This is a genomic window from Muribaculum sp. (genome assembly GCF_029051885.1).
In the GTDB taxonomy this organism is placed as follows: domain Bacteria; phylum Bacteroidota; class Bacteroidia; order Bacteroidales; family Muribaculaceae; genus Muribaculum.
This window is the reverse complement of record NZ_JAIDKI010000001.1, coordinates 1-25,314: the sequence shown is the minus strand read 5'-3', so window position 1 is coordinate 25,314 and position 25,314 is coordinate 1. Positions and strand designations below refer to the sequence as shown.

The 25,314-nt window shown below is 52.9% G+C and carries 19 protein-coding genes; 9 read left to right on the top strand and 10 right to left on the bottom strand.

From position 1 onward, the window contains the following. Nucleotides 1-477: 477 nt before the first annotated feature. On the bottom strand, nt 478-2,259 hold the full coding sequence (gene rpsA, locus K2I50_RS00095; RefSeq protein WP_289740369.1) for a 30S ribosomal protein S1: 1,782 nt from the start codon (nt 2,257-2,259) through the stop codon (nt 478-480). 307 nt (nt 2,260-2,566) lie between these two features. Between rpsA and K2I50_RS00090 the strand changes: the two genes are divergently transcribed. The 5 genes from K2I50_RS00090 (at nt 2,567) to K2I50_RS00070 (ending at nt 10,540) form a co-directional block, all read left to right on the top strand. Further along, entirely contained in the window at nt 2,567-4,408 is a 1,842-nt protein-coding gene (locus K2I50_RS00090) for an LTA synthase family protein (protein ID WP_301024220.1), read from the top strand. A 77-nt stretch (nt 4,409-4,485) separates the two neighbouring features. Then, nucleotides 4,486-6,042 (top strand): DUF6056 family protein, encoded by a 1,557-nt coding sequence (locus tag K2I50_RS00085; RefSeq protein WP_301024219.1) that lies wholly within the window; start codon nt 4,486-4,488, stop codon nt 6,040-6,042. 369 nt (nt 6,043-6,411) lie between these two features. Continuing rightward, nucleotides 6,412-6,912, top strand: a complete 501-nt coding sequence (locus K2I50_RS00080) for a thioredoxin family protein (protein WP_301024218.1) — start codon at nt 6,412-6,414, stop codon at nt 6,910-6,912. 260 nt (nt 6,913-7,172) lie between these two features. Then, nucleotides 7,173-9,182, top strand: a complete 2,010-nt coding sequence (locus K2I50_RS00075) for an OPT family oligopeptide transporter (protein WP_301024217.1) — start codon at nt 7,173-7,175, stop codon at nt 9,180-9,182. A gap of 68 nt (nt 9,183-9,250) precedes the next feature. Continuing rightward, a complete protein-coding gene (locus tag K2I50_RS00070; RefSeq protein WP_301024221.1) occupies nt 9,251-10,540 on the top strand; it encodes an MATE family efflux transporter in 1,290 nt (429 codons plus the stop codon). A gap of 549 nt (nt 10,541-11,089) precedes the next feature. On the opposite strand, the gene K2I50_RS00065 is transcribed toward K2I50_RS00070, so the two are convergent. From K2I50_RS00065 to K2I50_RS00045, 5 genes are all read right to left on the bottom strand, one after another. Next, nucleotides 11,090-13,168, bottom strand: a complete 2,079-nt coding sequence (locus tag K2I50_RS00065; protein WP_301024216.1) for a SurA N-terminal domain-containing protein — start codon at nt 13,166-13,168, stop codon at nt 11,090-11,092. Nucleotides 13,169-13,352: 184 nt separating this feature from the next. After that, a complete protein-coding gene (locus K2I50_RS00060; RefSeq protein WP_301024215.1) occupies nt 13,353-14,240 on the bottom strand; it encodes a DMT family transporter in 888 nt (295 codons plus the stop codon). 2 nt (nt 14,241-14,242) lie between these two features. Then, nucleotides 14,243-16,525, bottom strand: a complete 2,283-nt coding sequence (locus K2I50_RS00055; protein WP_301024214.1) for a cation:proton antiporter — start codon at nt 16,523-16,525, stop codon at nt 14,243-14,245. A gap of 66 nt (nt 16,526-16,591) precedes the next feature. Beyond that, nucleotides 16,592-17,329, bottom strand: coding sequence for an MgtC/SapB family protein (locus K2I50_RS00050; RefSeq protein ID WP_301024213.1), 738 nt, complete (start codon nt 17,327-17,329; stop codon nt 16,592-16,594). Nucleotides 17,330-17,347: 18 nt separating this feature from the next. Further along, nucleotides 17,348-18,292 carry a DUF8429 coiled-coil domain-containing protein gene (locus K2I50_RS00045; RefSeq protein ID WP_301024212.1) on the bottom strand — a complete coding sequence of 315 codons (945 nt, stop codon included), beginning with the start codon at nt 18,290-18,292 and terminating at the stop codon, nt 17,348-17,350. A gap of 593 nt (nt 18,293-18,885) precedes the next feature. Here K2I50_RS00045 and K2I50_RS00040 point away from each other — a divergent pair. Then, on the top strand, nt 18,886-19,296 hold the full coding sequence (locus K2I50_RS00040; RefSeq protein ID WP_301024211.1) for a hypothetical protein: 411 nt from the start codon (nt 18,886-18,888) through the stop codon (nt 19,294-19,296). A gap of 727 nt (nt 19,297-20,023) precedes the next feature. On the opposite strand, the gene tsf is transcribed toward K2I50_RS00040, so the two are convergent. From tsf to rplM, 4 genes are all read right to left on the bottom strand, one after another. Next, nucleotides 20,024-21,016 carry a translation elongation factor Ts gene (gene tsf / locus K2I50_RS00035; RefSeq protein WP_301024210.1) on the bottom strand — a complete coding sequence of 331 codons (993 nt, stop codon included), beginning with the start codon at nt 21,014-21,016 and terminating at the stop codon, nt 20,024-20,026. 36 nt (nt 21,017-21,052) lie between these two features. Continuing rightward, a complete protein-coding gene (rpsB, locus tag K2I50_RS00030; protein WP_301024209.1) occupies nt 21,053-21,886 on the bottom strand; it encodes a 30S ribosomal protein S2 in 834 nt (277 codons plus the stop codon). Nucleotides 21,887-22,067: 181 nt separating this feature from the next. Next, nucleotides 22,068-22,454 (bottom strand): 30S ribosomal protein S9, encoded by a 387-nt coding sequence (gene rpsI / locus K2I50_RS00025; RefSeq protein ID WP_068961434.1) that lies wholly within the window; start codon nt 22,452-22,454, stop codon nt 22,068-22,070. 5 nt (nt 22,455-22,459) lie between these two features. After that, nucleotides 22,460-22,939 carry a 50S ribosomal protein L13 gene (rplM, locus tag K2I50_RS00020; RefSeq protein WP_301024208.1) on the bottom strand — a complete coding sequence of 160 codons (480 nt, stop codon included), beginning with the start codon at nt 22,937-22,939 and terminating at the stop codon, nt 22,460-22,462. Between the two features lie 310 nt (nt 22,940-23,249). Between rplM and K2I50_RS00015 the strand changes: the two genes are divergently transcribed. The 3 genes from K2I50_RS00015 to ribH are packed head-to-tail and all read left to right on the top strand — an operon-like array spanning nt 23,250 to nt 25,245. Beyond that, nucleotides 23,250-23,873: a KpsF/GutQ family sugar-phosphate isomerase gene (locus K2I50_RS00015; protein ID WP_301024207.1), complete on the top strand. Its 624-nt coding sequence runs from the start codon at nt 23,250-23,252 to the stop codon at nt 23,871-23,873. Between the two features lie 52 nt (nt 23,874-23,925). Beyond that, nucleotides 23,926-24,699: a carbohydrate kinase family protein gene (locus K2I50_RS00010; RefSeq protein WP_301024206.1), complete on the top strand. Its 774-nt coding sequence runs from the start codon at nt 23,926-23,928 to the stop codon at nt 24,697-24,699. 51 nt (nt 24,700-24,750) lie between these two features. After that, nucleotides 24,751-25,245, top strand: a complete 495-nt coding sequence (ribH, locus tag K2I50_RS00005) for a 6,7-dimethyl-8-ribityllumazine synthase (protein WP_301024205.1) — start codon at nt 24,751-24,753, stop codon at nt 25,243-25,245. Nucleotides 25,246-25,314 lie beyond the last annotated feature (69 nt).

Here is a 25,314-nt window from a genome sequence, read left to right as displayed (position 1 = left end):
AGAGCTTGTTTAATAATAAATGTTACCGTCAGGGCGGTCAATCGCCGAGCAGTTTTTCGCTTGTGATGAGGGAGTTATGGGGTTCCATAACGACCGAGGCGCAGGCGGAAAGATGCCGGCGATTGACCGACTGGAGGTAATTTGTTTAATATCGTTGATATATTTTTGCATTTATTTCAAATTCAGCAAGAGATTGAGGAATTATAAAATTACCGGTTGTTTCGTATATCTTGGCCGCTTTTCACCCTGTTCCTCAGTCGTGTACATAAAGTACACTCCTTCGTCACATGTCGAAAATCGTCTCAAGCTATACGACCCTGGCGGCAACATTTATTATTAAACAAGCTCTTAAACAGCGCAAAGCGACAGGCACACTACATCTCTCCACACCGCCATAGACACCTACATAAAAAGAAGTAGCGCGAATACCCTTGCAGGCATCGCGCTACCATTGTGTTTATTCTCGTAGAGCAAGAATTACTTGCCGGCGAGCTTCTCCTTGAGAGCGGCGAGCTCCTGGAGGTCGCCGAGAGTTGTCTTCTCGATGGGAGTGTTGAGCACGGGCTGCTCCTCACGACGGCTGTTCTGACGGCGTGCCTTGCGAGCCTCGTTCTTCTCTGCCTTAGCTTCATCCTCGAAGATACGGCTGTGGCTGAGGAAGATGCGCTTGTTGTCCTTGTTGAACTCGATAACCTTGAAGTCGAGCTTGTCGCCAACCTTAGGCATAGAGCCATCCTGCTTTACAAGGTGCTTGGGAGTAGCGAAGCCTTCCATGCCGTGGTCGAGAGAGATAACGGCACCCTTGTCCTGCATCTCAACGATAGTACCTTCCTGGATGCTGCCGGGGGTAAAGATGGCTTCAAGACCTTCCCAAGGATTATCCTCGAGCTGCTTGTGGCCGAGCGACAGACGACGGTTGTCCTTGTCGATTTCAAGAACTACAACCTCGATTTCTGCGCCGAGCTGGGTGAATTCAGAAGGATGCTTAACCTTCTTGGTCCAGCTGAGGTCAGAGATGTGGATCAGGCCGTCAACGCCCTCTTCGATTTCAACAAATACACCGAAGTTGGTGAAGTTGCGAACCTTGGCGGTGTGCTTCGAGCCGATGGGATAGCGTACTTCGATATCTTCCCAGGGATCCTTCTTAAGCTGCTTGATGCCAAGCGACATCTTGCGCTCGTCGCGGTCGAGGGTGAGGATTACGGCCTCTACCTCGTCGCCTACCTTCATGAAGTCCTGAGCGCTGCGGAGGTGCTGGCTCCACGACATTTCGCTTACGTGGATGAGACCCTCTACGCCGGGGGCGATTTCAACAAACGCACCGTAGTCGGCCATAACCACTACGCGGCCGTTGACCTTGTCGCCAACCTTGAGCTCTGAGTCAAGAGCATCCCAGGGATGGGGCTGGAGCTGCTTGAGACCGAGGGCGATACGCTTGCGCTCGTCGTCGAAGTCGAGGATTACAACGTCGAGTTCCTGGTCGAGCTTCACTACCTCTTCGGGGTGGCTTACGCGGCCCCAGCTCAGGTCGGTGATGTGGATCAGGCCGTCTACGCCGCCAAGGTCGATGAACACACCGTAGGTGGTGATGTTCTTCACTACGCCCTTGAGCACCTGACCACGCTCGAGCTTCGATATGATTTCTTTCTTCTGCTGCTCCAGCTCGGCCTCGATGAGTGCCTTGTGGCTGACAACAACATTCTTGAATTCCTGGTTGATCTTAACGACCTTGAACTCCATGGTCTTGCCCACGAAGATGTCGTAGTCGCGGATAGGCTTCACGTCGATCTGTGAGCCGGGGAGGAAGGCCTCGATGCCGAATACGTCGACAATCATACCGCCCTTGGTGCGGCACTTGATAAAGCCCTTGATTACCTCGTCGTTCTCCAGAGCCTGGTTGATACGCTCCCAGCTGCGCGACATGCGGGCCTTGCGGTGAGAGAGAATCAGCTGACCCTTCTTGTCCTCCTGATTTTCGATGAATACCTCTACGGTATCGCCGACCTTGATGTCGGGATTGTAACGGAATTCGTTTACAGGGATGATGCCATCGCTCTTGTAGCCGATGTTAACCACTGCCTCACGCTTGTTGAGGGCGATGATGGTACCTTCGATTACTTCTTTGTCCTTTACAGTGTTGAGCGACTCGTCATAAGTCTTGGTGAGTTCTTCGCGGCTCTTGGTGCCTTTCTGTTCGCCTTTTTCATAGGCTTCCCAGTCGAAGTCCTCGATGGGTGAAGTTTTAATTTCTTCGTTCATTAAAAAGGTTAATAAAATAAGTTAATTAATTGCACGCAATCCACAGACGGCACTCCACCGACATGAGCCATACTGACGCGCCTCCGGGCCACGCAGACACCTCAATGGAGGCAACCACGTCCATCCTCGCTTCAATACTCTGCTCAGTCGCTGACAAGCACCATCAGGCACTCTTCGCCCCCTCTGCATTGCGTCCCGCAAAGTTACTACATAACTTTCGATTACACAAATACTTCTGCACGAAATTAAGAACTTGTTTAATAATATTACATTCAAAATATCTAACTTTGTAGAAAATCACTCACCAATGAGATTTCGCCGAAACAGCATCGTCACATATACCCCCCTGCTCTCCCTACTTGCCGCCGATTTCGCATGTGCCATGACTCTGGTAGCTACATTCCTGATTATCATAGGCATTCCGGGGCCGCATTTCTTTACATTCCTGTCCCATCTGCTCTCCGAAGCCATATTGCTGACTCTCCCGGCAATACTGTTTTGGCCCAAAGGCAAATACCTGACTCCGGTGATTCTCGCTATTGCCGCCATTTTCTTCTTTGCAAACATATTGTATTTCCGCAATTTCTCCGACCTCATCACATTCTCTACCCTAAGGCTATGCACCACAGTCGACAGCATCATACTGCGCTCGGCGCTGGCATCAATAAAATGGTACGATTTTATACTCTTCATACCACCTGCAATTGCAGCGACAGCCGCCCACATAGCATTTGACAAAGCCCGTCACACCGGAATCTCCGGAAAAACAAAAATATCGCTCCTAATCATATCAGTCTTAATAATCTCGCTATCACAATACAAGCATTTCCGCGATTTTAGAAATTATTCTATCAGCAGAGGGCACCTTCCGAAAAACGCACCCTTCTCCGAAAAGATAAGCCTCTTCTTCCGCAACAACGTCTCCTTTTACTCTGACATTACCAGACATGGCATTTTCGGGGCATACCTGATTGATGCATGGCATGCATATGATGCCATCACCCGCACAGTCACCATGTCGGATGAAGACATCGATGCCATAACGACCTGGCACGACTCGGAATGCCATCCTTCCGGCTCACCATCCGACAAGCACAAAAATCTGATATTGATAATCGTCGAGTCGCTCAACACCACTGCCTTCGAATGGAGCTTCAACAACCGGAAGGCAATGCCCAATCTCAACAGATTTATTTCCGACTCCACATCCATCACATTCACTTCCGTATATCCTCAGGCCGGCAACGGCAGAAGCAGCGACGGACAGATGATGTATAATTGCGGTCTCTATCCGTCGCCATCCGACCCCATGTGTGCAATCTCGCCGGAAGGACCGTATCCGTCATTGCCGCGAATGCTCCGCGACACATACCATTCCATCGAGATAATCCCCGAAAATCCAAGATTATGGAACCACTCATTAACCAACAAGGCATTTGGATTCAAGGAATTCCGACACACCCAGGCCGACGACGACCCGGTAGTGGAGGCCGACAGCATACTTCTATGTAAATCCTATGATATAATCGCCGGCATACAGCAGCCGTTTGTTGCGGTAATCCCCACCTTATCCATGCACGACCCCTATGTCCAGGCACCGCCGGCTACGACTTGGATTTCACATACACCCGGCATAGCAGATACCGACAGGAATTACCTCGAGACTTGTGCAGCCTTCGACAGGGCATTGGGTACATTCGTCGACCGGATGCGGCAGACTCCGGCATGGGACAATACAATTGTCGTAATCGCGTCCGACCATGAAGCCCGTAAAATGTGTCTTAGCCCGGCAATGTCCGACGACCGGTTGATTTTTACAATTCTCAACTCAGGCCTGTCGGGGTTCATAAACGACGATACCGTAGGTCAGATTGACGTATTCCCCACCATAGTCGATGCAATGGGACTGTGGGACTCCGTCAAATGGCATGGGTTTGGCTCAAGCCTCCTTAGGGAAATCCCCGGATTCGCCCTGCGCCACGACGGCTCGATAGCCGGCAATCCCATGAGCGACACTGCCGATATCAACCGACAGCGCCGCGCGGCATCACTCTCCTACAGGTGGATTATAGCCGACAACAAGCGCGACATCCTCGACTCCCTCGGTATCGACAATACAATCATGCCCGCATCCGCAACCGATAACTAACATCATTAAGCAAGCAACCATTCAATCCACAATACGAAATGCAATTGAAAGAGCTACTCGGCAGACATAAGACACTGATGTCACTGATAATCCTGGCAATCATCATGGTTTATACCATATTCTCGTGGCTATGCCCGCTTATGATTGACGACTATATGTTCTGGGACAAATATCTGGCCGCCAACAACGGCAGCGTGATGCCCTCGCTGTCGGGCTACTGCACCTATGTAAAGGATTTATGGCTATACGAAAACGGCCGGCTTGCCAACATGCTGTGTGCGCCAGTCGTATTATGGATGCCCAAATGGCTCTGGGCCATCATCCTGGCCGCGACAATCTGTGCCATATATCTGTCAGCAGCCAGGCTGGTCAACGGCAGCTGGTCAATCAGCCCGCTCCTTCTCATGGCGGTGTGGATATGCTGCATACTGCTCCTCCCTTGGCACGACTACAGCTCGCTCATGCTGATTGACTATGCCCTCAACTATTTTCCTCCAACCCTGCTGACACTCGCCACCATATGGGCCGCATATCATATCGGAAACGGCCGGCTGTTCCGCCAAGCCCGTTATTGCCTTATTATATTCATAGCATTTCTGACAGGAGTCTTCCATGAAGGATTCTCAATGCCGTTGCTTGCCGCCCTCTCTGTCATTGCCGCCATCAGACGGTTTTCCATGCCGGCACAATGGTGGGGAGTATACATCGCGCTTTTGTGCGGAACTGTCATCAGCGCAGGCTCCCCGGCTATCTGGACGAGATTTTTCACCACCATGGACTCCAACGCAGAACTGCATCTCCGGCCATATCTCAGAGTATTGGTCAAGACGACACCGATGTTCCTCGCACTGTCGACGGCGGTAATAGCCGCCCTGCCGTTCGCAAAATCGCGCCGGATACTTCGCAACATCCTCTCCGACAGACTGAACCAATACCTGCTTCTTACGGCATCGTTTGCAGCAGTCATGGTCATTGTCCTGAAAGCCCCTGTGCGTGCCACCACCGGATTAAATCTGCTATTGATTATATTTCTACTGAGAAGTGTAAAATCGCTCGACATCCACATCTCTCCGAAATCATCGTCAATTGCTGCAATCGCATCGCTCATAGCCGTATCCCTGTTCTACACCGGCGTACTGCGATGGCAATTCAAGATATACGACGAAAACCGCGATATCTACTACATGCTGATGGAAGAAGAGGAGTACAAATACAGTACAATATACATGGATACCATACGCCATGCGCCATGGTGGACATTAAACCACCCTGTTGTAGGAATATGGTATACAAGCATCCAGATGAAGTTTGTCAACAAGATATATGGACGCCCGGAGGATATACCCCCGGTGCTGCCGTCCATACTTGAGAAGCATGATTTCAGCAATCAGGTTCCTGTACCGGGAAATCCGGATTTTCTCCAGGTCGGTGATATAATATTGATGAAGGATGACAACGTCGATATCGACAACCTCCCATACAACTGGAGATTCACACTCAAAAACGGCACGGAAGTGGGGTCATACGTGATATTCGTACCCTTCCTAAGTAACAACGGTGAGAGGTGGATAGCAGGATTTCCAACGAGAATTCAAGTAAAAGGACCGTTTCTCAACATCAGGCAGACGTATTGACGGCAACCGAAAATTGCCGCATAATTATGTTGTAAAACATGGTTTTAACAGAGTTTAACTATGTCGTTAAAACCCACTCCCGGAGAGCATTTTCGGACCATAAATAGAGCTAAAACGGTCATTATCAACGAGTAGATTTGGACAGACGCGGACTTTTTCGTACCTTTGCACCGTGGAAATAAAAAATCCACTCCGGACAGAGGTTCGGAACCGAGTCGGCAGAGGCCGGCCCGTGCCGAAAATCGGCAACAGACTTCCGGAGCTCCGCGCCCGCCGTTATATATACGATTGCACACATTTATTAGGCGCAACGCGGCACATCTCCCTAAAGTTCCGAAAGGCTGTAAGTGCTAACATTAACTCAAACTGATGAAGAAACCAATGTTTATCATTGTGCTCTTCGCCGCTCTAATCGCCCTGTTTACCGCAGCTACCGACCGCGCCGTCGATGGCGCCAAAGGCTCAAAAGCTCCGGTATTCAAAATCGAACGCGCCGACTCGCTCGTGCAGCTCGACAACCTCAAGGGCGAGTGGGTGCTCCTCCAGTTCTGGAGCTCGGCCGATGCCTCATCAAGGCTCGCCGCAAAAGAGTATTCACGCCTACACAGTGCAATTACCGACAGCGCAGGCAATGAGCGATTCCGTCACCTGGCGGTCAACTTCGACCGTTCGTCAAGCCTTTTTCGTGAGATAGTGCGCAGGGACGGTCTTAACGCGGAGTCACAATTCTATGTCGGGGACGGACAGATGCGAAGCAGTATCGCCCGCAACTACCACCTCGACGCCGGCATGAAGGCATTCCTTATCAATCCTGACGGGCAGATTGTTGCCGTCAATCCTTCAGCTCAGGCAATCAGGGAAGCGATATAACGATTCCCTGTCCCCGCAACAAAAATCATGCAGGGGACAAACCATACGCAGAATTCAAGCAACGACCGCAACGGCTATACAGAGGTTGCTCACAACTTATCAAGAAAACACAGTAGCCATCGGTCCGACCACAATCCTATCGTTCACCGCGTAATCCGACGCGATGAGCGATTTTTTATGTCTATACCATGCCATCCGGGCCTCTTTTTTCATGATTTTTCGCTAAATTCGCGCAAAAGAATCAATTATCACATATCGAAATGTCAGAAAAAAAATCGCATGGAAACGTCAATCCCGACGGATTTGACGCAACGACAGCCGACAACGGCCCTGCCGGACTTCCGGAAAACGCATTCCGTGAGCTCGCCGCCGATGAAAGCTACACCCCTGTTATGCATCCGGCCCACGATTATCCCGAAGTAACCCCCTACTCCGTGGGAATGGGCCTCGTACTGGCCGTTATATTCTCTGCCGCTGCCGCCTATCTGGGCCTTCGTGTCGGACAGGTATTCGAGGCCGCCATACCTATCGCCATCATCGCCGTAGGTCTCAGCGGGGCGCTCGGAAAGCGCAATGCCCTCGGACAGAATGTAATCATACAGTCTATCGGAGCATGCTCGGGTGTCATTGTGGCCGGAGCCATATTCACTCTGCCTGCACTTTATATCCTTCAGGCCAAGTATCCTGAAATCACAGTCAACTTCCTCGAGATATTCTGCTCGTCGCTCCTCGGCGGTATACTCGGCATACTCTTCTTCATACCCTTCCGTAAATATTTCGTGAAGGACATGCACGGAAAATACCCCTTCCCCGAAGCCACCGCCACCACCCAGGTGCTGATTTCCGGCGAAGGCAAAGGTGCCGAAGGCGGCTCTCAGGCCAAAACACTCGTAATAGCGTCGCTCATCGGCGGTATCTACGACTATCTGCTCGCCACATTCGGATGGTGGGCCGAAAATGTCACCTCGATAGCTTCGCAGTGGGGAGCATCGCTCGCCGAAAAGACCAAACTTGTGTTCAGCGTAAACACCGGCGCGGCACTCCTCGGCCTGGGATATATAATAGGTATAAGGTATGCATTCATCATATGCGCCGGTTCATTCTTCGTGTGGTGGGTACTCATACCCCTCATCGGCACCTATGGAGCCCCTGAGATAACATCTCTCGCCCCCGGAGCGATATTCAGCGACTATGCCCGACTGATAGGCATCGGAGGCATCGCAATGGCCGGAGTGCTCGGCATCATCAAGTCGTGGGGCATTATCGTACAGGCTGTCGGACTCGCCGGACGCGAGCTCAAAGGCAAGAGCTCTGCGGTAAAGGAAGTACGCTGGCAGACTGATATCTCCATGAAGGCCATCGTATATATGATTGTCGTGGCCCTGGTAGCCGTGCTGCTCTTCTTCTGGTTCGGAGTAATCCACTCCTTCTGGCAGGCGCTCGTGGCATGGGTAGTGGTAGCGGTAATCGCGTTTCTATTCACCACAGTGGCCGCCAACGCCATCGCTATCGTAGGAAGCAACCCCGTGTCGGGCATGACACTCATGACACTCATTATAGCATCGGCCATATTCGTCGGTGTAGGTCTCAGCGGCACCTCGGGCATAGTGGCCTCGATGGTAATCGGAGGCGTGGTCTGCACGGCCCTGTCAATGGCCGGAGGCTTCGTCACCGACCTGAAGATTGGCTACTGGCTCGGCTCCACACCCCGCAAACAGGAATGCTGGAAATTCCTCGGCACACTCGTTTCAGCCGCTACCGTAGGCGGAGTGATACTTGTGTTGAACAAGGTGTATGACTTCTCCAACCCCGACATCATCGCAGCTCCCCAGGCCAACGCAATGGCTCGCGTAATCGAGCCTCTCATGATGGGTGGCGACACCCCCTGGATACTCTACATGGCCGGAGCAGTGCTCGCCCTCATCCTCAACTGGCTCGGAGTACCGGCTCTCGCATTCTGCCTCGGTATGTTTATCCCCCTTCAGCTCAACACACCGCTCCTCGTAGGCGGAGCCATAGCCTGGTGGGTAGGCTCACGCTCAAAAGACGAATCAGTCAACTCCGCACGCCGCGACCGTGGCACCCTCATCGCCTCGGGTCTCATCGCCGGTGGCGCTCTCTTCGGAGTATTCGCTGCCCTCACACGTTTCTGTGGATTCGAATACACCAATCCGCTCTCCGGCTCGACAACCCAGACTCTCGGCATCGTGCTTTATGCAATGCTGATTATATACCTCCTCTGGGATTGCATGCGCGCAAAGAAAGCCTGATAGCATACTGAAAATGCACTGAACAATCCTCACCGGAACAATATTTCGTGAACATACATCCTATTCCCATGCAATCGGGGGTCAACCGCAACATCCTACAGCTTGCGGTGCCCTCGATTGTCACTAATATCACTACCCCGCTCCTGGCCCTAATGGATGTGACCATAGCCGGCCACATGGGAGCACCGGTATATATCGCCGCCATAGCAGTCGGAGGCTCGATGTTCAACATGCTATACTGGCTGTTCGGATTCCTGCGCATGGGCTCAAGCGGCATGACCGCACAGGCCTACGGCGCCGACGATTCCGCTGCCACAGCCACCATATTGCGGCAGGCTCTCCTTGTGGCCATAATAGCCGGACTGACGATGATTGCGCTGCGCACTCCGATATGCGACCTTATCATACGGTTTATGGATACCGATGCCGCCACATCAGCGCTGGCCACGGAATATTTCCACATACTCATATGGGGTGCGCCACCCTATCTGGCCACTTTCGCGCTCTCGGGATGGTTTCTCGGCATGCAGAACTCAAAAGTCACCATGTGGACATCCCTGCTGATTAATGTAACCAATATCGCCGCAAGCCTCTCGCTCGTCTACATATTCCACCTCGGAATAGCGGGCATCGCCACAGGCACGCTGATAGCGCAGTGGACAGGATTTATAACCCTGCTCGTGCTCGCACTGCGACGCTGCGCCGACACACACGCGCCATTGCGCGATATCTTCTACCTACCGCACCTGCAACGTTTCTTCCGTGTAAATACCGATATATTCCTGCGCACGGTATGCCTCGTGGCTGTCACCATGTGGTTTACACGCATGGGCGCGATACAGGGCGAGCGCATGCTTGCCGTCAACGCGCTCCTGATGCAATTTTTCACGCTGTTCTCATATTTCATGGACGGATTCGCATTTGCCGGCGAGGCACTCACAGGCCGCTATACAGGTGCGTCCGACCACGTGATGATGCGGCGTGCCATCCGTGCCCTGCTCCGGTGGGGAGCAGCGGTGGCGGTAATATTCTGCGCACTGTATATCCTTGCTGGCGACATGTTGCTACACCTGCTCAGCTCCGATGCCGGCATAAACTCCATGGCCCATGAGTACCTGCTCTGGATAGCTACAGTACCGATTGCCGGATTTCTCGCCTTTACCTGGGACGGCATATTCATCGGAGCGACAGCCACACGCCATATGCTCCTCTCTATGGCGATAGCGACTGTGGCATTCTTCATCGCCCAGGCCATCGCATTTCCACGGCTTGCCAACCACGGGCTATGGCTTGCATTCATCATCTACCTGTCGGTACGCGGACTCATCCTCTCCCTCTATGCCCGGCGCCTCCGCTGATTTCGCCGCCATCCTCAATGCTTCCCCGGCTAAGACCCCGTTCCCCAATATTTGTTAACGCTGGGGTCGCATATCTCTGAGTGATTTTTGTCTTGTGATGATGGAGCGTAGCCGTAGCTACGTGACTGAAGAACAAGGCAAAAAGCGCCGGAGAGATGCGATGATTACCAGCGCCACGGCCAATCGTCATGCATCTGCGTCCGCTTGTTTCGGTCGTTATGGAACCCCATAACTCCCTCATCACAAGCGAAAATCTGCTCGACGATTGACCGCCCCAGCGTTAACAAATATTGGGGAACGGGGTCTAAGACAATGTCCCAAAAACTGAGAAACTGTCTAAAAAGCTGAAGTCATCTCGACTTCAATCCCCCCAAAAAATAAGAGCACAACCTTCGGCAATGAAGATTGTGCTCTTGTGTTTTTTCTCGGTTTCAGGTATTGCCGGATGGTAAGAATTCCGGCAAAAGGTTAGCAAAGAAGATGAATTAGGATAAAAATGGGATATCCGGCCGATCCGGATATCCCGGGTATAATATTAGGGAACTAAAATTATTCAGTGTAGAATTTGAGAGTGTTGTTCTCAACCTTCTCCTTCTCCATCATGATGCCGATAAGATTCTGCATCACTGCCTGAGAACCGAACTGCTGGTTGAAGCGGGCGGCATTCTCCTGATAGTTGTAGGGACGGCCCTGGTTGTCTACCTCATACACGGTATATACAAACACTGCGTTGTTGCCCTGCACGGGATCGGAAATCTTGCCCTTGGGAGCTACAGGAACCTGGCCGAGAAGAGCCGACTCCATCACGCCGATACCGGGGATATACATCTGACCGAAAGTGACCTCGGTAGAATCGACCTGCGAGCCAAGCAGACGGGCATATCCGTTGATGTCGGTTGCCTTGCCCTTCACCTGCTCGATAATGGCGGCGGCCTTCTTGTCGTTGCGCACCTTGCGTGTAAGAGCGGCGGTGATGGCCTCGTCGTTCATAGGCATGTAGCCGGGCTTCACGATGTCGTTGAGAGCGACTACGATAAGATTGTCGTTCTGGCTGTCCTGCATCACAGGGCTTACATCGCCGGCCTTGGCGTCCATCACCCATTTCACAACATTGCGGGTATAGGGCACATTGCCTATCATATAGGAGTTGGCGGTAACGGTAGCGGGCTGGAGGGTATATCCGGCAGCGATGGCCTTGCTCATGGTAAGAGAGTCAGCCTTGCTGATGCCGCTTACGAAAGCCAGAAGGTCGTCGTTGAGCTTGTCGACGGTAGCGTCGGAGGGATATACCTTATAGTTTACTGTAGCGTAATCGTAGATGGTGACAGGTGCCTTCTTTGAGTTGACGCGGATAATGCTTGCCATATTGGCGGCACTGTCGGCGATGAAGTAACCGTTGCCGGCCTCGAGGATGCGGGTCTTCACCTCATTGTCGGGAGCCGAGGCCAGAGTCTGCCAGAGATTAGAGCGGCTGTCGAGCACACCGGGAGTGCCGGCCACGTCGGCTGCTGTCTTGCCTGAGTTGAGAGCGGCGAGGAGCGAGTCGCGGGAAGCGGCATTGCCCTGGAACTGGATAATGTCGAGGTTCACCGAGTCAACGGCATTCTTCTTGCCGATAAGTTTGGCGATTGTAAACTCGTCGTCGATATAGCTTATCTGGGCTACGGCACCTACTGCCGAGTCAGCGAGGAATGCGCGGAGCACAGGGCTGCTCACTGCTGATGCGGTCGACGATGTGCGGTTTACACCGAAGTTGGTGTCGCCGGCTACAGCGTCGATGGCGGGAGTGTTGCGGAGCTTCACGATAACCGAGTCAACCAGTGTCTGGCCTTCGGCCTTGTCGGCAGCCGACGGAGCTACGTTGACAACGATGAAGTTGGCGCGGCGGGTCTCGTCGTCTACACGGTAAGCCTCCTTCTCCTTGTTGTAAGCGTCGCGAAGTTCGCTGTCGCTTACGGGATACTCTTCGTCAGGCATTGTGCTGAAGTTCTTGGAAGCATAGGCGATATGGCTTGTAGAAGCGTTGCCTGAATAAAACTCTTTGGCGTCAAGTTCGTTGGCGGCAAGAGCACCGGTAAGAAGAGTCTGGAGCTTCTGAATCTTCAGCATCTGGTTCATCTGCTTTTCCTGTGCGAGCCACATCTGCTGGAGCTGCTGGGCAGTCTCTGCCGGAAGATTGTATTTTGTAGGATTGAATGCATAGTCATACACCTGATCGGGGCTTTCTGCACCCATCTGGCGGGCAAACTGCAGCATGTAGGGATGAGCGTTGGCACCGGTCATTGCCTTGGAAAGCTCTGCGTCGGTGACTGTGATGCCGAGGCGGTCCATCTCCTCCTCAAGGAGCGACTCCTGAATCATGCCCTGAAGCACCTGGGCCTGCATGATAGCGGGGTCAATCTTGCTGTTGGGCTGCTGTTGCTGCATCTGCTGCGATGCCTCTTCATTGCGACGCTGGAAATCCTGCACGTCAATTTTTCTGTCACCCACCTTGGCTATAGTGGTACCTGTGCCGAAAAGAGTGCGTCCGGATGTAAAGAAGTCTCCGATGATGAATGCCAGAAGAGCGACGCCTACCACAACAAGGAGCAGTGTCGATCTCTTGCGGATTTTTTCAAGTGTTGCCATTTATATTTTATCTGTTTTTTAATTGCGTAATTGATTGGTCATCACCCGCAAAACTTTACTTTTGGGGGTAAAATCGCACAAAGTTACGAAATTTGCCGTATTATCCCAATCCGCAACCACGTTTTTTCACACAAATTTTCGCCTTTACGCGGCGATTTTCACAAGGACTGTCCCCGCGGCATGCCTACATGGAGCCTACCACAAGCAGCACAAGGCCGGCGATAAGCACGCAAAGGTCAATCAGCTTGGCGCCTACATGACGCTCTCTGAGGGCTATGACACCATAAAAGAACGACACCACGACGCTGCCGCGGCGTATCATCGACACGATGGCTATCATAGAGCCCGGAAGCGACAAGGCATAGAAATAAGCGATATCGGCAGCCGTAAGAAACAGGGAAATGAACAGGATGGTCCATCGCCACTTGAACGGCGCCACAGCCTCGCCGCGCATGCGGTGTCCGCGCAATATCAGGGCTATGGTTATCCCCATTATCACAAACTGATAGAAGCTGTACCAGGCCTGCACCTCGAGTGGCTCATAGCGCCCGAGCAGCCATTTGTCGTAAAGCGCGCTGACAGCACCCATGAAGGCGGCTCCGATTGCCATGAGCACCCAGCGGCCTTCGCCGGTGCCGCGCCCCTCCTTCATGCCTATGCGGCTTATGAAGAACAGTGAAAAGAATCCAAGGGCCACACCGCCCCACTGCCATGCGTTGAGCCGCTCTCCATATATGAGGATAGCCCCGACAAGCACCATCACAGGGCGCGACGCATTGACCGGACCGGCCACAGTGAGGGGAAGATGCTTGATACTGAAGTATCCGAGCAGCCACGACGACAATACGATAAGTGCCTTTACCATTATCTGGAAATGGCCGGTCAGAGAGCCGCCAAGGCCGATATAACCCTCGGCAAGGCCCGCGACAATGACCGGAGCCATAAGCAGGGAGCTGAACAGGGTGTTGAGGAACAACACCACCAGCACATTGTTGCCGGCTACCGACAGTTTCTTGAAAACATCATAAAACCCCAGGCACAGCGCCGAGGCGACAGCAAGCAGTATCCACATGATTATTTCATTTTTTCCACACTCTCCGACGGTCCGACAATCCACAACACATCCTCGGCCTCAAACTGAGTAGTGCCGTCGGGATGCATATACGTGCCGTCGGGACGCTGTATCGCCACAAGCAGCACCTTGTACTTGTCGCGCAGCTGTCCTGTGGCCGACGTCTTCCCGATAAGTTCGGATGTGGCCGACAGCTGCACCTTGGTCAGCTTCACATCGGCCATTGCCGGAGTGTCGGGCTCGGAATCGTCGACACACTCTATTACCGGAAGTATGCTCTCGATCTGGGCGTCGGTACCGATGATACCGAGCGTGTCGCCGGGGAAGATGCGCATAGTGCCGTTAGGCACAAGCAGAGTATGGCCGCCGCGCTGTATGCTCGCCACATTCACCCCGTATTTCTTGCGGAGATTGGAGTCCATCAGGCGGTCGCCGACAAATGGGCAACCATAGCCCACGGTTATAAACGCCAGGTGCATGTCGCTGACAAGATTGTTGTTCTTGCCCGAGCGGCGCAGCTCGCGCTCGTTGAGGTTATCGAAAAAGCGCATCTCCATATACTGTAGCCGCTTGCGCAGACGGCCGGAGAACGTGCAGAGCATCACCACGAAAATCAGCAGACCCACTATCCATCCGATTCTCATCGAATGTATGGCGCTTATGGCATAGATGATAAATCCAAGCGCCAGCAGCAGGCGGAAGATAGTCATCACTATCAGCGGCACATCAAAATGGGCGTTTGCGGCCACCAGGCGCTCGCGCTCTGTCTTGCGCGACGCCGGCATAGCAAGAGCCAGAAGGAAAGGTGCCATAAGAAGCAGTGTGATGACCGAGGTTATGAAACGTCCCCACCCGGGCGAGAACTCAAGCAGCAGAGGCTCGACATATTTCAAACAGAGCAGCATGATGGCAATCACCACACTGCTGTAAAGCAGTATGCGCCACACATAACGCTTAAGCACCGACACCCACAGTTCTCGGGTTTCGCTCTCCGAGTTGGCGCTGACACTGTAGCGCTCTATCAGGAAATGCATCCGCTTGGGCAGATGCTTCTCCACAAACCCATAGACCGGATCGGCCATACGGATAAAATAAGGTGTAGTGAAAGTGGTAAGCACCGACACAGCCACCACAATCGGATAGATAGTCGGGTCAAGCACTCCGAGCGACATACCCAGCGACGCGATGATAAACGCAAACTCGCCTATCTGCGTGAGCGAGAATCCCGACTCCATGGCTATACGCAGCGGCTGCCCGGTAATAAGCATGCCGAAAGTGCCGAACAGTATCATGCCTGCTATCACCACTCCCGACAGCAAAAGTATCGGTCCGGAATACTCGACAATCACATTCAGGTCGACCATCATGCCGACCGAAATGAAAAACACGGCGCCAAACAGGTCCTTGACGGGACTCACCACCGCCTCAATCGACTCGGCATAGCTCATGCCGGCGATTATCGAGCCCATGACAAACGCTCCGAGCGCCAGCGAGAATCCGCAGTACACCGAAAATACCGCCATGCCGAAACAGAGACCCAGAGCTATTATAAGCAACGTCTCGCTGTTGAGATACCGGCGTATGCGGTTGAGCACCGACGGAAGCACGTACACCCCCACCAGAAACCATATGATAAGGAAAAACACCAGCTTGGCCACGCTCATCAGCAGCTCGCTCCCCTCCACGCTGTTGTTTATGGCTATCGACGACAGCACCACCATCATGAGCACCGCAAAAAGGTCCTCGACGATAAGCACCGCAAATACCAGCGAGGCAAACTTCTTTTGCCTGAGCCCCAGGTCGGTGAACGCCTTGATGATAATCGTGGTCGACGACATCGAAAGCATACCACCAAGAAACAGACTGTTCATATGGGAGAAATGCAGCAGATGGCCGATGGCAAATCCCGTACACATCATCCCTATCACGATGATAAGGGCCGTCACCACCGCCGAGCCGCCCGTGTTGAGCAACTTCTTGAAACTGAATTCCAGACCGAGGGAAAAGAGCAGCACCACAATGCCGAGCTGCGCCCAAAACTCTATGTTGCTCTCCGTAGTGACAGACGGCAGATAATGAAAGTGAGGACTTGCGAGAAAGCCGGCAACGATATATCCCAGCACCACCGGCTGTTTAAGCCATTTGAACAGCACCGTCACCACGGCACCCATCAGCAATATGAAAGCAAGGTCTCTTACCAGGCTCTCCACCTGGACATCGCTCATCTCGCCGCCTCCTGATGCGACATCGCCTGTCGCGGCAGCCATTATCAGATTCAGCAACATATAAGTAAGTCGTTATTATTCCAATTCATCCGTCATTGTCCCACAGTCTCTTCGGGAGCATTGAGCCTATATCGACACCTGTGTGCCGAGCGATATCGCTATGGTCGGCTTCACATCGCGCAGTTCGGCAAACAGTTTCATATAGTCGGTGCGCTCTCTCACGAGCACCACAAGATTAAGCCGAGTCACCGGCTCCATATAGTCATACTCGACATACACATTGCTGAGATGCACATGGTGGCGCGCAAGCACCTCGCGGTATCCCTCGATATCCTCCGCTATCACCGACAGCTTGAGCCTTATGATACGCGACTCGACACCCGAATGCACATAGTGCTCCCAGCGCTCCATCACCACAAGCACCACAAGTATCAGTCCGGTAGTTATCACCGACAGCCAGTAAAGCCCTACGCCTACCGCCATGCCGATGGCCGCGATTATCCATATGCCGGCGGCAGTGGTAAGTCCGCGCACCGACCCCTTCATCTGTATGATGGCGCCGGCGCCGAGAAAACCGATTCCGGTCACCACCTGGGCCGCGATACGCCCGGGGTCGCCGTTCTTGAGCCCCATATATTCCTGGGGCACATATATCGACAGTATCATCGCGAGCGTGGCGCCCATGGCGATGAGAGCGAATGTGCGCACTCCGGCAATCTGCCCCTTGCGCTTGCGCTCATACCCGACACAGCAGCCGAGCATCAGACTCAGACAGAGCTTGAATACCGACGAGACCGTGTTGACTTCAATCGATGTGATATCAGCCACAAAATCAGCCCACGCATATGCGCCGCAGAATACCATGTCGCAATCCTCCGGCGGTTATTTACGCATCGTAAACTTGCGCGATGCCAGGCGGTAATTGTCGGCAAACAGTTCCACAAGATAATCGCCGGGGGTGAGAGCGGTGTTCACGTCCCAGTAAATCTTTACCCCGCCGATTTCCTCGCCGGCATACTCGATGGTCTTGCGGGCTGTGCACTGAAGCGACGAACCCTCGAAGTTGAAGCGTCCTCCGGCACCGAGCAGTGTGCCCTCGGGCGAAGTGATACGCAGGTAGATAGTCTTCTCTCCCACAGGAGTAGAATTGTTCTGAGGTATGGTAAACGTCACCTCAAGCTGCTTGGCCTTAGTGATATTCTTCTCGTTCTTGCCGTTTTTCTTCAGACCCAGAAGCTGCACGCCGGTCACATTGAGCTTCTCGGCAAGCTCCATACGTTCCGACAGCGCCTCGACACGCTTTGTCTGCGACTCCACGCGGCTGCTCAGCTGCTGGTTGCGCTGCTTGATTTCAGCATTTTCATCACGCAGGGCGGCATTCTCCTTGCCCAGCGAATCAATCTGCGACACATAGTGACGCAATATATTCTTAAGTGTGCCGATTTCGTCCTGGAGCTGCTTGATGCGCTTCGAACTCTTCTGCTTCTCGTTCTTAAGTTCCTGGAGCAGCTTCTCGACCTTTGATTTAGCCGCAGCATATTTTGTCACCAGCGAGTCATTGGCCAGCAGCTGCGACTGATTCTCATACTGCGCATACTGGGTGTTAAGCACCTGGTACTCGTTGGCGAGCTGCAACTGCTCATTGGTGAGCTGCAACTGCTCGTTGGCCAGTTTCTGCTGTTCGAGTTCACTATGCATCTTTGTCGTTGTCATCACTACAGCGACAATTGCCCCGATAATAAGCAGAGCAAGTACAACGACTGCAATCATCGTAGTCTTGGACTTCTTTCCCGAAGTCTTGTTGAAATCATCAAATTTCTCGGCCATGACCTATAATTAAACGGTAAAAGAATCGTTTTGTCGAATCATGGCAAAGTTACAAACTTTATTCCATAAACACGTATCCAATCCACAATTTCTTGATGACGGCGCCTCAGCTCTTTTATACCCATTTCATGGCTGACATCCTCTCCCGGATTCCTATCTTATGGTTCACATCCCATCTGCCACGTTAATTCACCACACACAGATCCGCTTCACCATACAAGCCTTTTCAATGGCATTTGCATTTTTTAACAAACCCATACAAAATATCTCAACTGAAAAAATTTAAATTTGCAGCGCACATCAGCCACATGGCTGACGGGAGATTACATCACCTTGGAGACACAATGCCTCCTTGGCCATTCGGACACCGCATCACAGGCGTCTGAAAGTGATGGGACGGCTCTTCTCCCCTACTACCCCATAATTTATTTCACCTCTGTGTTCCCGTCATGCAGAATCTCAACCACAGGCGCGCACCTCCAAAATGTGCATGCCATGTGGGAGCAGGTTCGCATTACGGCATTTCATTGTGTCTGCTTGTGCGGATCTGTGTAAAATACAGGCTATCCAATCATTAACTAAATTTATACACAATGAAAAAGCATCTTCATTTCTTATTCCTGGCACTCTTTGCCGCACTCCCCCTTGTGCTGACCTCATGCGGCGACGATGATGACGAACCCGGCAGTTCCAACTCAATCGTCGGCACATGGCAGGTATCATACTACGACGAATACGGGGACTACAATGTCACCGAGACCTACATCTTTAAGGATAATGGCACAGTTGTCTATTCCTATAAATGCGACGAACCGAGCGATAACTATACCCTAACCAACAATTACAAGGTAGTTGGCGATCTGTCAAAAGGAGCCATACTCGAGGTGTGGGGCAATGACGCCGACGGTGATTACGTGGAAATATCAACGCGCGTCCAGCTTATCAACAATCGACTTTACCTTTACATAGATGACGAGGAGATCTATCTGACTCGAGTGTCCTGACACCACCTCCCCCTTAGAGATTGTCTAAGAGCTTGTTTAATAAATATTACCGTCAGGGCGGTCATTCGTCGAGCAGATTTTCGCTTGTGATAAGGGAGTTATGGGGTTCCATAACGACCGAAGAACAGGCGGAAAGATGCCGGCGATTGACCGACTGGAGGTAATTTGTTTCATATCGTTGATATATTTTTGCATTTATTTCAAAAGAAGGCAAGAGGTTGAGTGGTTATAAAGTTACTTTTAGTCTCGTATATCTTGGCCGCTTTTCGCCCTGTTCCTCAGTCATGTACATAAAGTACATTCCTTCGTCACATATCGAAAATCGTCTCAAGCTATACGACCCTGGCGGCAACATTTATTATTAAACAAGCTCTAAAAATCTATGTCACCCGATTCCAGACAATCACTTACCCTCGTGTAACAACCGGCTCTCACACCAACCATACAAAGCCCCGTAGCTACCCCCCTTCACAATCGGGGACCTCGCTACGGGGCCTTTTTATGTAGCAAATCACAACATCGACAATTGAGTAAAGCAAGCACAACGCAACGGCCTGTAGTCACAAATGCAAACAACTACCGACATAATACACCTATATTGCCCAACCGTAGCCAACAACACTCCCTCTATACTAAATAGACCCGGTCGACAAAAAAGTTGCCGGGCATCGGAGCTGTATGTCGCTCCGATGCCCGGCTATAAATAATTGTTATGACTATCGGTGGATTAGTCGGCGTTGAGGTTGACGCGCTTGAAAGCAACGGCAACGAGGCCCTTCTGGGTCTGTTCGAGGAACTGGCCTACTGAGAGCTTGCTGTCCTGAACATATTCCTGCTCCATGAGGCAGCTTTCCTTGAAGAACTTGTTGAGACGGCCGTTGGCGATATTCTGGATCATAGCCTCGGGGAGGTTTGCAGCCTTTGCCTCGGCGGTTTCCTTCATAATCTGGCGAGCCTTTGCAGCGTCTTCTTCGGTAATCCAGCCCTTGGTGATGTTCGACTCGATGTGGTCGTCGGAGTCGAAGTGGTTGGGGTTGAGACCGGCTTTTCTGAGAGCTGCTTCAACAGCCTTCTTAATCTGCTCCTGCTTGGTCTTCTCTACAGCTACTGCGATTTCCTGGTCGATTGTGGCCTGGGGTACATCCTCGCGGCTTACGGCAACAGGATTCATCGAAGCAATCTGCATGCAGATTTCGCGGCCGATCTGAGCGTCAACATCGGGAAGATTGAAGCCTACGATAGCGGCGAGCTTGTTGTTGAAGTGGTTGTAGGCGGCGGTGGTGGGAGCCTCTACTACCTCGTAAGCGCCGATTTCGGTCTTTTCACCGGTCTTGCCCGACTCCTCGGTAACGAGGTCGGCAACGGTGATACCGTCAACGGTCACTGCCTTGAGCTCCTCTGCGCTCTTGCAGCGGTTGGCCACTGCGAGGTCAAGGAGTTTCTTGGCGAGGTTTACGAAGCCTTCGTTCTTGGCCACGAAGTCGGTCTCACAGTTGAGAGCGAGAATGGCGGCGAAGTTGCCTTCGTTCTTAGAGAGCACGCAACCCTCTGCTGCCTGGCGGTCCTCACGCTTGGCGGCTACAGCCTGACCCTTCTTGCGGAGGATCTCTACGGCGGCGTCCATGTCGCCGTTAGCTTCGGCGAGAGCTTTCTTGCAGTCCATCAGGCCGGCGCTTGTAAGGTGGCGCAGCTTGGTGATTTCTGCCATTGTAACTGCCATATTCTTTAGTTTTTAGCGGTTCGTAATTAAGATGGATTATGCCTCTTCGGCGGGAGCGGCCTCTTCAGCCTTTACTTCTGCTTCGGCGGAAACTTCCTCCTCGTTGCGGCGGGCAACGCGGCGACGGCCACGTGCTGCCTGGGCGGGAGCCTCTTCGTCGGCGGGAGCGTCGGCCTTCTCTGCCTTGCGCTCTTCAAGACCCTCGGCCATGGCGGCTACTACGGTGTCGAGGATGAGCTCGATTGACTTGGATGCGTCGTCGTTGGCAGGGATTACGAAGTCAACATTGTTGGGGTTGGAGTTGGTATCTACCATAGCGAATACGGGGATACCGAGACGGTTGGCCTCAGCTACGGCGATGTGCTCCTTCATTACGTCTACTACGAAAAGGGCCGAAGGCAGACGGTTGAGGTCGGCGATAGAGCCGAGAGTCTTCTCGAGCTTGGCACGCTGACGGCTGATCTGCAGCTTCTCGCGCTTCGACAGGTTGTCGAATGTACCGTCCTTCGACATCTTGTCGATGTTGGCCATCTTCTTGACAGCCTTGCGGATGGTGGGGAAGTTGGTCAGCATACCGCCGGGCCAGCGCTCGATTACGTAGGGCATGTTGATCTGCGATGCCTTGTCGGCGATCACTTGTTTGGCCTGCTTTTTGGTGGCAACGAAGAGTACCTTCTTGCCTGACTTAGCTATGCTCTTGAGAGCAGCCGATGCTTCTTCGAGCTTGGCGGCTGTCTTGTAGAGGTCGATGATGTGGATACCGTTGCGCTCCATGAAGATGTAGGGGGCCATGGCCGGATTCCATTTACGCTTGAGGTGGCCGAAGTGGCAACCTGCTTCAAGGAGCTGTTCAAATGTAGGTGTTGACATTTGTGTTGTGGGGATGTTGTTTACGTTCTGTTAATTTTACAATCCCGGGGTAGGGAACGTGTCCATCGCCGGAATTTAGATGCTAAACACTTTTGAGGAGGTCGAGGTGATATGGTCTATGCGGATTCTCCGGTGACGTATGCGCCCGGATATGAGCGCCGCCACACGGCGAATGCCGATATTAACGCTTGGAGAACTGGAAGCGCTTGCGTGCCTTGGGCTGACCGGGTTTCTTACGCTCTACCGAACGCGGGTCGCGGGTCATGAAGCCTTCTGCGCGGAGTGCGGGCTTGTCCTCGGGGTTTACCTTTACCAGGGCGCGGGCGATAGCCAGACGGAGAGCCTCAGCCTGTCCTTTGTAACCGCCGCCGTCGAGGTTGACCTTGATGTCATACTTGCCCTCGGCTTCGAGTGTTGCCAGAGGCTGCTTTACGATATACTGAAGTATAGACGAGGGGAAATATACTTCGAGGGGACGCTTGTTGATGGTGATGGTGCCATTGCCCTCGCCCATGATTACGCGGGCGATAGCGGCCTTGCGACGGCCTACTGCATTAACCTTTTCCATACTTCTTATTTAATGGTGTTGATGTCGATTACTTTGGGGTTCTGCGCTTCGTGGGGATGTGCGGGACCGTTGTATACGTGCATGTTTTCGATGATCTGACGACCCAGACGGTTCTTGGGAAGCATACCCTTTACCACCTTGATGAAGAGGGGGTTGTAGCCGGGCTTGATGTGCTTGTTGAACGACTTCTGCTTGAGAAGCTCGGGGGTCGACACACGCTGGCCACCGGGATAGCCGGTATAGCGGAGATATTCGCGGTCGGTCCACTTGTTGCCGGTGAGGCGCACCTTGTCGGCGTTGATGATGATTACATTGTCACCACACTCTACGAAGGGAGAGTAGGTGGGCTTGTTCTTGCCGCGAAGTATCAGGGCAACAACTGAGCAAAGACGGCCGAGAACCTGGTCGGTGGCGTCGATTACCACCCATTCGCGGTTGCACTGCTGCTCGTTGGGGGTTAATGTCTTGTAGCTTAAAGTATCCACGTTAAATCTTTAATTAATAGATGATTAGTTTGACTTGTCGTTGAGAGGCATTCGGCCAAAAACGCTTCTCCGTGCAAATCAATGCATTAATTTGGACATAATCGGTGTGCAAAGGTACGACTTTTTAATTTCCCCACAAAATCATTTTAATCATTTTTAACATCACACGGGCCGCCATCCACCGCAATCCCATGTTGATATTAGGGCATCCCCTATATCGGGCGTTCCCGCGCCCACACGTTTTTTCATCCGCACTTGCCCTTTTCTCATTTATATTCCCTAAATTTGCGTTGATTAACATAAATACATTATGACCGACGTACAGGAATCGATGCGACACATCCTCCGATGTGAAAGCGACGCCATTCTCAACATACCCGTCTCCGACGCCTACGACCGTGCTGTAGAGTTGATTATCGAGCACGTACACCGCCGCCGGGGCAAGCTCGTCACCTCCGGAATGGGAAAGGCCGGACAGATTGCGATGAACATCGCAACCACTTTCTCTTCTACAGGAACTCCCGCCGTCAACCTCCATCCCAGCGAAGCTCAGCACGGCGACCTCGGTGTGCTACAGCCCGACGACGTGATGCTCCTCATCTCCAACTCCGGAAAGACCTACGAAATCATCGCACTGGTGGAGCTGACCCACAATCTATATCCACAGGTGCCGCTCATCGTGATTACAGGAAATCCCGACAGCCCGCTCGCGGCCATTGCCGATGTCACACTTTCCACCGGCGGAGCGCCTGAGGTATGTCCGCTCGGCCTTACTCCAACCACCTCGACTACTATGATGACCGTAATCGGCGACGTGCTCGTGGTAAATGTAATGCGCCTCACCGGATTCTCCCGCGAACAATATGCCCTGCGCCACCACGGCGGATATCTCGGCTCTAAATCCCGCGGCGAGGACACTCCGGCCGGAAAATGACCACCCCGGCAGGCAACTACGGAATACACACACATCAGCATCCCACTTGACAATGCGTAAAATAATCATAATCGGCGAATGCGCCTTGCAGATTACCTTCGACGGCACAACGCCGGTCGGCTCAGCCCCACATGGCGTACTGCTCAACGCAGCCGCCGCAATAGCCGCCGCCCGACAGCAGGTAAGCCTCGTAAGCGAGATTGCATCCGACCCCATCGGCGACATAATACTCAGCTATCTCAACCAAGCCGGAGTCGACACTTCAAGCGTCGACCGCTACACCGGAGGAGCCACTCAGCTGCAGCTCCTGTTCTCCGACGGCAAAAGCTCGCGCTACGGAGCATACCACGACTCGGGATTTACTGTAATATGGCCGAAGATTAATCCGGGCGACATACTGCTATTCGGCGGAAACTACGCCCTCGACCCTCGAGCACGCACCCGCCTGTTCGACATCGTGCGATATGCCCGCGAACGCAATGCCAAGATTGTCTACGTGCCCGACTTCGAGCCGGCGCGCGTGCGCAACATCACACACCTGATGCCGGCAATACTCGAAAACTTCGAGGCTGCCGACATAGCCGTAACCACCTCCGCCGACCTACGTGCAATATTCCGCTCACAAACTCCCGACGAGGCATTCCGCGACCATATATCATTTTACACCGACACCATGTACAACCTCTCTCCCGACAGTCGGCTTACAACACATTCGCTCGCCTCGCCCGACACCCTGCCGCCTCTGTTCCTCACCTCCCCCACCCCCGTGTCGCTCCTTGTGGCACTGACCACCGCCATGCTCTCCGACAACGAATCTCCCGAATAAGTAATCCCGGCCGACGGCAACCGACGGCCAATCCGTAAAAAATACACCGATATGTCAACAGCCCTTTCTACCGGCGCCCCGACCGGCCAGCTGCCGGTTATATCAAAAAACGCCAAAGTAGCCATCGTCTCAGCCCGCTGGAACAGCCACATCACCGGCCCGCTCGCTCAAGGCGCCGCAGCCCTTCTCGAAAGCCGCGACATCGCATACCAGATGTTTGAAGTGCCCGGCGCTGTCGAACTCACCTACGCCGCCGCACGCCTGCAACCTCTGTTCGACGCCGTAATAATCATAGGATGCGTAATCCGTGGCGATACACCCCATTTCGACTACGTATGCCAGAGCGTGACCGAAGGCATGACTCAGCTCAACCTCAACGCCGAGTGTCCCGTAATATTCGGAGTGCTCACCGTCAACGACGAGCAGCAGGCTCTCGACCGCGCCGGAGGACGACTCGGCAACAAAGGCACCGAAGCTGCCGAAGCTGCAATCCACATGATTAGCTTCGCCGAAGCCACTGCCATCACCACATCTCCCCTCCAATAAAACAGGCAATCCTCCCGCATATCTACAAAAATCAAAGAGCTGCGACGGTCAATACGACCGTCGCAGCTC